The following is a 7,824-nucleotide window of genomic DNA, read 5'->3' as shown; positions in this document are numbered from 1 at the left end:
TTTGATGAAAAGCTGACCAGTGCTATTATTGACCGTCTGGTCCATTACAGTCACTTATTAGTATTCAGCGGCAAAAGTTACCGACTGGAGCATTCCATAATTAAACAGTAATACCATCCCGGGTGCTGCATTTATTTTTTGCCGTTTGTTGCATTTTCTACTTGCCAAACACAATAATTGCCTGTTTTTCTGAGTTCAGTGTATTTGTTAATAACTGCCTGTGTATGGATTTGCTACACTATTTAGCATGTTGTATGTCATTTTTACATTATACAACACGCTTTTCCATAATTATATCATTAAGATTGGGCATAATGTCATAATTTTCATCAATAATCCCGTTTTTTATGGTTCCAATATTTTATCGTTAAAATATCCCCAAGCATTAACCATATTAATGGCACATTTTTAGTATTTTGATATAATTGAATTTAAAAGCAAAAAACGACAATAAACTATTACGAAAGTAGATGGGGTCCTGGTTTGGAAGCAAAACTTAAACTGATTACCGCTGTTGTTTCACTAATGGCGGTAACATTAATAAGCACAATGGGACTGGCTTATTTTGAACACTGGTCCATGTTTGATGCCCTGTGGGTAACCCTGGTAAGCATTACTACCACCGGTTACGGCGACATTGTGCCGATGACTGCCGGGGGCAGGGCTTTTTTGCTCACGATTTTACTGGCAGGAGTGGGGATAGTAACCTATTCCCTTATGACCATTATTACAATTCTGGTGGAAGGACAGGTAAGAAGAGTTATGGAACGTGACAAGGTAATGAAAGAAATAGCAAAACTTGAAAATCATATTATTGTATGCGGTGCAGGACGGGTTGGGGCCAGTGTCGCTCAGGTTCTAAAAGGAGAACGCATTCCGTTTGTTCTCATAGATCATGATCAGGAGATAATTGATGCTTTAGAAAGTGAAAATTACCTGGTGGTACACGGTGATGCCACTCAGGATGAAGTCCTGCTGAGCTTGGGGTTAAAAAGGGCACGAGGTATCGTATGTGCTCTGCCAGAAGATGCCTTTAACCTCTTTATCACCCTGAGTGCACGTGACATGAACCCAGGTCTAAAAATTGTATCCCGCGCAGAAAGACCCGAAACTATCCAGAAGCTCCTTCGAGCCGGGGCTGATAAGGTTATTTCCCCCACGCAAATCGGCGGATATCAACTGGCCATGGCTATGGTCAAACCCGTTACGGTTGATATGGTAGACACGCTGTTTACTTCCAGCAACCAGCAGCTGCAGCTGGAGGAAATGCACATTACTTCTTCTTCTTCGCTTGTTGACCATCCGATCAGGTCTGCATTCGGAAATGACAGGAAGGTTACTATCATAGCCATAATCCGGGCGAATGAAGTTCTGATGAATATACGCGGAGACGATCATATTCGTGCCGGCGATACCTTGATTCTGGTCGGTCCGCGCAGCGAACTCGAAAAAATCGAATCGGCTTCAGCAATGTAGATATAATTTACCTGTCTCAGTTGTTTTATCCAATCATAATCTTGCCTATAGGATAATGTATTTCAGGTTGTTTTTCCTTATATGCCAGGGCAAATCCCAAAGTCAGCGGTCCTACCCTTCCTAAGAACATGGTTATTATTATCCACACCTTTGCCATGACAGTGAGGTCAGGAGTCAGGCCCAGGGTCAAACCAACTGTGCCTAACGCAGAAGCAACCTCAAAAAGCACCTTCACCAGGTCATGCTGATGACTCAGAGAAACCAGGAAAGTCATTATTACCAGGGTAAACGTAAACAACATAAACACAGTTAAGGCTTGCATAACATCCTGGTTTTCCAGTCTGCGTTCGAAAATCTCGGTGTCTTTTTTCCCGCGCAGCTGGCTGTAAATAGCCAGCCATATGATCGCAAATGTTGATGTTTTGATGCCTCCCCCGGTTGAACCAGGCGAGGCCCCCACAAACATTAGTAAAATAATAACCAGGTTGGAAGTTAGATATAATTTGGTGATATCTATTGTGTTAAACCCGGCTGTACGCGGTGTAACGCTCTGGAAATAAGATGCCAGAATTTTGGTGTTTAGCGGCATTCCTTTCAGGGCATGGTTATATTCACCTATAAACAGAAGCAATGTACCGACAAGAATTAGTACCGCGGTCATGATCAGCACAACCTTGGAATGAATAGATAAGCATCGTTTTCGGGGGTAATTGTACAGTTCATATGTAACATAAAAACCCAGGCCGCCAAGGATAATCAGTGCCGAAATGACCAAATTAATAGTTACATCGCCGCTGTAATCGGTCAAGCTTTTAAATCCTCCCATTAAATCAAATCCTGCATTATTAAAGGCAGAAATGGCATGGAATACGCCGAACCAGGCAGCTTTGGCCCAGCCAAAATCACCAGACCAGCGTAATGTCAGTATCAATGCGCCTAAACCTTCAGCCAGAAAAGTGAACCTGAGAAGATACCTGAAAACCCTGACTACACCACCTACTGCTGATACATTTATAGCCTGCTGCATAACCAGCCTTTGACGGAGCTGGATCTTCTGTCCTAACAGCAAGGCAAAAAAGGCCGCGAAGGCCATTACCCCCAGTCCTCCCACCTGAATAAGCAGCAGGATGACTATATGACCGAAGAGGGTCCAGTTCGTACTTGTGTCTACAGGCACCAAACCGGTGACACAGGTAGCGGAAGCAGCCACAAAAAGGCAGTCGATATAGTTGGTATGACCATCAGCCGAAGCCCAGGGGAGATAAAGTAATATGCTTCCGGACAATATTAATATGAGAAAGCTTAAAGTCAGCCATTGGGCGGCGCTTATCTTTTTAGACCCCATGGATTAAACCCTCTCGTCACACTAATCTATTCTATGGCACGGAGTTGTTCCAATCCGCTATTGCTGCCCAATGCAACCAGAACATCTCCATTCAGCAGTTTTTCTTCGGGGGCTGGAGCTACGATGATATCTTTGCCGCGCCGGATTGCCAAAATGGTAACACGCAAACGTTTACGGAGACCGATGTCTGCCAGGGTTTTATTTACAAAAGCCTGGGGAGTAAAAAATTCAATGATGCCATAATCAGGCGACAAACTAATCTGCTCCAGGAAGTTGGCGGATACCAGAGAACGCGCCAGCTTTATGGCCATATCCCGTTCAGGATAGATGACCAAATCAGCCCGATTTTTTCCAAAACCTTGCCATGGAGCGCATTTTGAGCTTTAGCTATAATTTTTTTAACGCCCATTTCCTTCAGCATTATTGTGGTTAAAATATTAGCCTGCACATTGCTGCCGATGGAAACCACTACCACGTCAAAATTGCGTATACCCAAAGCTTTTAAGGTCGCTTCATCCATGGTATCGGCCTGGACAGCATGTGTAGCATATTCAATCGCATCATTTACCCTTTCAGCATCCACATCAATGGCCAGGACTTCATAACCCATGCGGGTCAGTTCCCTGGTAAGACTTTCTCCAAAACGGCCTATGCCAATAACGGCAAACTGTTTGTTTTTCATATCGATTGCTCCCTGTCAGCTAATCTCACATTTCTAAACTGTTATTATAGCACTCTGGATTTGCAAGTCTATCAATTATTTTGGCATCATTCTTCTTTATTAACCATTTAACGGATATTTATTGAAAACCCTCTAAAACTTCTTTAGAATATTTTGTAATAGGAGGTGACCCTATAATGGAATTACAAGGTAAATCTATCTCAGAAACCGCTACCACGCTAAGCCAGATTATCCTGCCTTCACAAACCAACCCTGCGGGAACAGCACATGGAGGCGAACTGTTAAAGATGATGGATAACTGTGCCGGCGCCTGCGCCACAAAGCACTCGCGCAGTATCGTTGTTACGGCCGGCATTGATAATATCTGTTTTCATGCCCCCGTTTTCATGGGCAACCTGGCTACATGTCATGCCAACCTGACTTATGTCTCCAATCATTCTATGGAAATCGCTGTTAGCATAGACGCTGAAGACCTCCTTCAGGGAACCAAGCAATGCTGTATGACAGCGTATTTTACTTTTGTTGCTTTAGGACAGGACATGAAACCCGCTCAGGTCCCGCCATTGATACTGGAAAATGAACTGGAAAAACAGGAATTTGAAGCTGGCCGCCTGCGTTCACAGGAACGAAAGGCCAACCCGCAAATGTGCTGGATCTCGCTATATTAGAGCAGAAAACCAAGCAGGAGGTATACCGTCAGGCATACCTCCTGCGTTTTTTTCAAATTCTTATTTCTTTTTACCTTTAGCAGCGGCTTTGGGTGCTTTGCCTTTGGCGGCCTTAACTTCTACTGCAACTGCTTCTTTGAGAGATTTGCCAGGTTTGAATGCCGGTACTTTGGTGGCAGGAACTTTAATTTCCTGTCCGGTAGCAGGACTGATGACCTTTCTCTCTTTGCGGTCACGAACTTCGAAGCTGCCAAATCCAATAATCTGGACCTTATCTCCCTTGGCCAGAGCAGCCTGAATGGTGTCAACCATTGCATCCAGTGCCTTAGCAGCGTCTTTCTGGGTAATTTCCGCTTTTTCCGCCAGAGCTTTCACAAGTTCCGATTTGTTCACGACAAGTCCTCCCTTTAAGTTAATTTAACCATATTTTACATTCCCCAAAAAAAGGGCAATTCCTGCTAATTTAAAAAATTTTTTTGAATTTTTTTTCTTTTTGGGGCTGCTATACTAATATATTGCCAGTTTAGTCTGACTTTATGCATCGGATTCCCTAATTTACGGGACTTTTATAAGATAAACTCCATTTCATAGCGTAACTAATCAATAATCTCCATTACCGTCAGAGAACGGTCTTTGTTAAGATCATAGAATTTTTCTCCGACCTTTACGACCGGGCGAGTCGGTTGAGTCGGGTCAACGTATATTACCAATCCCCGTTCATTATTTGACAACAGCACCTCATTACCCACATAGAAATTCGTAACCTTGTCATAAAAAACTTTGCTTATACGTGGGTCCAGCTTGCCAAAGGATTCCTCCCAAAGAATCTCTGCCGCTATATACGGCGAACGCTTGGTGGAATAAACCCGCGTGGAGGTAACTGCGTCATAAACATCAGCCACAGCCACAACAGAACTGCAAAGCCCTATATCATAACCTTTTTTGCCCATTGGATATCCTGACCCGTCAGCCCTTTCATGGTGCATTAAAGCAGCAGTCGCAATATTATTGCTGACCGCTTCGCTCTGAATCAGCAGGTTGTACCCCATCACTGTATGTTTCTTCATTTCTTCGTATTCGTCATTGGTTAATTTGCCTGGTTTATTTAAGACATGATCGGGAATAAAAACCTTGCCTATATCATGAACCAGTCCCGCTTCACCAAGTTCCTTAATAGTTTCCTTGTCATAATTTAGCCAGCGGCCTATCAAAATACAGAGCAGGGCCACATTTACAGAGTGGGTAAACAGGTAATCATCCTTATCCTTCATGAGCCTCATTTGGCGGAAAAGGTCACCAGCGTCAAAAACCTGTTCTAACAGCAAATTGGTAGTATCGCTTATTTCATCCATCTCTAACGGTTTACCCAGCTTGGCTTCCAACATAAACGATTTTACAACCGTCAGCGAATCGCTATAGACATCATCAAATTTCTTCTCTGATTTGAGTTTGGGGCTGGCCTCCATAATAAAAACTTCGGTAATATTTCGAGATTTAAAACTTTGCAGGTGTTCATTACTTATTACTGTACCAGCGGGAAGAAGAAGTTGGGCATTTGATGTAAAAATATCTTTACCCAGCTTAACTCCAGGTTTCAGACTGCCTATATTTATCCTCAGCACAGCCAACACCTCAAATATTTCAGATTTTGCACATGGCTATTCTATTCTACAAAATACTTATTATTCCTTTAATTTATTGCTCAATAAATTACAGCTGTTATACATTATAAAAACAATTTGTTAACCTGGCGGTAATAATATTTATATCAAAACCCCGCTGTTTGCAGGCATTTGACAGTAATTCATCCAGGAACGGAACTACGATTTGTTCTGTTCCCTGGTGTCCGGCATCTATTATAGAAAGACCTGCAGCCTTCGCATCTTGAGCTTCATGGTATTTTAAATCGCCCGTAACCAGCACTTCGCACCCCTGTTTTACACACTCGCCAGTAAAACTTGCCCCCGCGCCGCTGACAACCGCTATTTTTCTCACTATTTTCTCCGGCAACCCCGTGAAGCGCACACTGTCCAAACCCAGACACTCTTTAATCATCTCCGCCAAATCGCTCACCTTGCATGCCCTGGGCAGCAGGCCTTTTCTGCCTGGACAATAACTGCGGCCTTCGTTTTCCAGACGGTACAAATCATAAGCGGGTTCTTCATAAGGATGACTGTCAAACATAGCCTTCAATATTGTATTTATGTCCTTTCGGTATGCAATGGTTTCAAGCCGATATTCATCCACCTCTTCTAAAATACCCGGCGTGCCGATATAAGCGTGTGCATCCGCGCCGGGGCGAAAACTGCCCGTGCCGCGAACCCGGAAGCTACAGTCGGAATAGTTTCCTATATAGCCAGCGCCAGCCCGGCTCATGGCTTCGCGCACCATCTCTGCATGGCTTACTGGAACAAACACCACTATCTTAAACAATTCATCACGCACGGCCGGAAACAAAGGTTCAATATTAATAAGACCCAGTTTCTCTGCCAGTATCTGATTCAAGCCGTTTTCAGCCGCATCCAGGTTGGTATGGGCCGAATAAACACTTATCTTGTTTCTGATCAGCTCGCCTATTATTCGCCCAGATGGAGTATCAAGATCAATTTTCTTAAATGGCTTAAAGAAAAGAGGGTGATGAGTAACAATCAAATCGATTTTTTCCGCCTGGGCATGATGTAAAACCTCATTATCAATATCCAGAGCTGTCATCAGCCGTTTGACCTTCTGTTCCCGAGAGCCTATCTGAAGCCCGACATTATCCCAAGATTCAGCTAATTCAGGCGGGAAATGCTGTTCTAAAATGGCTATAATGTCCTTAACCCTGGCCTGCATTTATCAATCCCTCCAATTCCGCAATCTTAGCATAGTATGCTTCAATATTTATCTTTGGGTTGTTCCGTGCGTTTCTCGCATTATCCACAACCCGCCGGTATTTTTCTAACCATTGCATCTGGTACTCTCTATCCAGCCGGTCTTTGTTATAAAGAATTATTGGCCCGATGTCCGCTTCCAAATCGCTGAGCTGAAAGACCCTGCCTTGATATTTTGCATGAATAATTACGTAATATTTGCGGTTTTCCTTTATGACAAGCTCATGATTTATGGTTAAGCCCTGCCGGGCCATTTCCCGGCGCAATACATAGGGTTTACTCATGGGCTGAAAAACATACTCTGCAAATGAAGCGGTTTTTGATTTGTCAAAAGCCAGAATAGCAGCCATGGTATCCCCGCCCATACCAGCCAGGACAACCGTATGGACCTCACCAGGAGATAACACCTGAAGACCATCTCCTTGTCGGACTTCTATTAAACTGCTGCAGTCACTCTCGGCAACCGCGGTGCGCAAACGCTCGTAAGGCCCGTTCCCCAGTTCACTGACGATGCTCGCTGCGCCAGATTTTGTTGCAGGAGATAAATGGGCAGTAAAGCATGATCCGAACCGATATCCGCCAATGATGTATCGCGTGAAACAAACTGACTGACAGCCAATAAGCGTTTGGTCAACATGAAATCCCCCGATTAAGCTTTTCCTCATTATCTATGAATACAAACTTAATCGCAAGCAGACACAAACAGGGAACAGGGGGACGTTCTTTGTGTTTCACTTTTTAAATCAAGCACAAAGAACGTCCCCCTGTTTCAAATATTAT

At 43.8% G+C, this 7,824-nt stretch carries 10 protein-coding genes; 3 read left to right on the top strand and 7 right to left on the bottom strand.

Annotation, left to right across the window (positions count from 1 at the left end):
* The first annotated feature begins 12 nt into the window (after positions 1-12).
* Together JCM14374_RS13935 and JCM14374_RS02310 are read left to right on the top strand one after the other, a co-directional pair.
* Positions 13-111 carry an ATP-binding protein gene (locus tag JCM14374_RS13935; protein WP_278279216.1) on the top strand — a complete coding sequence of 33 codons (99 nt, stop codon included), beginning with the start codon at positions 13-15 and terminating at the stop codon, positions 109-111.
* A 372-nt stretch (positions 112-483) separates the two neighbouring features.
* The gene (locus JCM14374_RS02310; RefSeq protein WP_054692959.1) at positions 484-1,476 is read left to right on the top strand and encodes a potassium channel family protein; all 993 of its coding nucleotides are present in this window, start codon (positions 484-486) and stop codon (positions 1,474-1,476) included.
* 25 nt (positions 1,477-1,501) lie between these two features.
* On the opposite strand, the gene JCM14374_RS02305 is transcribed toward JCM14374_RS02310, so the two are convergent.
* Genes JCM14374_RS02305 through JCM14374_RS15555 form a run of 3 tightly spaced genes read right to left on the bottom strand, consistent with a single transcriptional unit; the run spans position 1,502 to position 3,503 of the window.
* Entirely contained in the window at positions 1,502-2,821 is a 1,320-nt protein-coding gene (locus JCM14374_RS02305) for a TrkH family potassium uptake protein (protein ID WP_054692956.1), read from the bottom strand.
* 26 nt (positions 2,822-2,847) lie between these two features.
* A complete protein-coding gene (locus JCM14374_RS15560) occupies positions 2,848-3,132 on the bottom strand; it encodes a cation:proton antiporter regulatory subunit (RefSeq protein ID WP_369397271.1) in 285 nt (94 codons plus the stop codon).
* Positions 3,123-3,503: a potassium channel family protein gene (locus JCM14374_RS15555; RefSeq protein ID WP_369397270.1), complete on the bottom strand. Its 381-nt coding sequence runs from the start codon at positions 3,501-3,503 to the stop codon at positions 3,123-3,125. Before JCM14374_RS15555 ends, JCM14374_RS15560 begins: the two co-directional genes overlap by 10 nt.
* 176 nt (positions 3,504-3,679) lie before the next feature.
* Here JCM14374_RS15555 and JCM14374_RS02295 point away from each other — a divergent pair, with 176 nt between their 5' ends.
* Positions 3,680-4,171: an acyl-CoA thioesterase gene (locus JCM14374_RS02295; RefSeq protein ID WP_054692950.1), complete on the top strand. Its 492-nt coding sequence runs from the start codon at positions 3,680-3,682 to the stop codon at positions 4,169-4,171.
* A gap of 60 nt (positions 4,172-4,231) precedes the next feature.
* Here the strand turns inward: JCM14374_RS02295 and hbs are convergent, their stop codons facing one another.
* The 4 genes from hbs to JCM14374_RS12985 form a co-directional block, all read right to left on the bottom strand.
* Complete coding sequence (hbs, locus tag JCM14374_RS02290; RefSeq protein WP_054692946.1) at positions 4,232-4,564, bottom strand: non-specific DNA-binding protein Hbs; 333 nt, start codon at positions 4,562-4,564, stop codon at positions 4,232-4,234.
* Positions 4,565-4,767: 203 nt separating this feature from the next.
* Positions 4,768-5,793 carry an HD-GYP domain-containing protein gene (locus JCM14374_RS02285; protein WP_054692942.1) on the bottom strand — a complete coding sequence of 342 codons (1,026 nt, stop codon included), beginning with the start codon at positions 5,791-5,793 and terminating at the stop codon, positions 4,768-4,770.
* A 97-nt stretch (positions 5,794-5,890) separates the two neighbouring features.
* Positions 5,891-7,006 (bottom strand): Nif3-like dinuclear metal center hexameric protein, encoded by a 1,116-nt coding sequence (locus tag JCM14374_RS02280; protein ID WP_054692940.1) that lies wholly within the window; start codon positions 7,004-7,006, stop codon positions 5,891-5,893.
* Positions 6,990-7,709, bottom strand: a complete 720-nt coding sequence (locus tag JCM14374_RS12985; protein ID WP_083453819.1) for a tRNA (adenine(22)-N(1))-methyltransferase — start codon at positions 7,707-7,709, stop codon at positions 6,990-6,992. Before JCM14374_RS12985 ends, JCM14374_RS02280 begins: the two co-directional genes overlap by 17 nt.
* Between the last annotated feature and the right edge of the window lie 115 nt (positions 7,710-7,824).

This window comes from Syntrophomonas palmitatica JCM 14374 (genome assembly GCF_001311885.1).
GTDB lineage: Bacteria > Bacillota > Syntrophomonadia > Syntrophomonadales > Syntrophomonadaceae > Syntrophomonas_A > Syntrophomonas_A palmitatica.
Note: the sequence above shows the minus strand (reverse complement) of the source record. Positions and strands in the feature narration are given on the sequence as shown.

Coding starts and splice junctions, on each gene's coding strand:
- JCM14374_RS02305 (WP_054692956.1), bottom strand. CDS start 2,821: ATGGGGTCTAAAAAGATAAGCGCCGCCCAATGGCTGACTTTAAGCTTT.
- JCM14374_RS15560 (WP_369397271.1), bottom strand. CDS start 3,132: ATGGCCATAAAGCTGGCGCGTTCTCTGGTATCCGCCAACTTCCTGGAG.
- JCM14374_RS15555 (WP_369397270.1), bottom strand. CDS start 3,503: ATGAAAAACAAACAGTTTGCCGTTATTGGCATAGGCCGTTTTGGAGAA.
- JCM14374_RS02295 (WP_054692950.1), top strand. CDS start 3,680: ATGGAATTACAAGGTAAATCTATCTCAGAAACCGCTACCACGCTAAGC.
- JCM14374_RS02280 (WP_054692940.1), bottom strand. CDS start 7,006: ATGCAGGCCAGGGTTAAGGACATTATAGCCATTTTAGAACAGCATTTC.
- JCM14374_RS12985 (WP_083453819.1), bottom strand. CDS start 7,709: ATGAGGAAAAGCTTAATCGGGGGATTTCATGTTGACCAAACGCTTATT.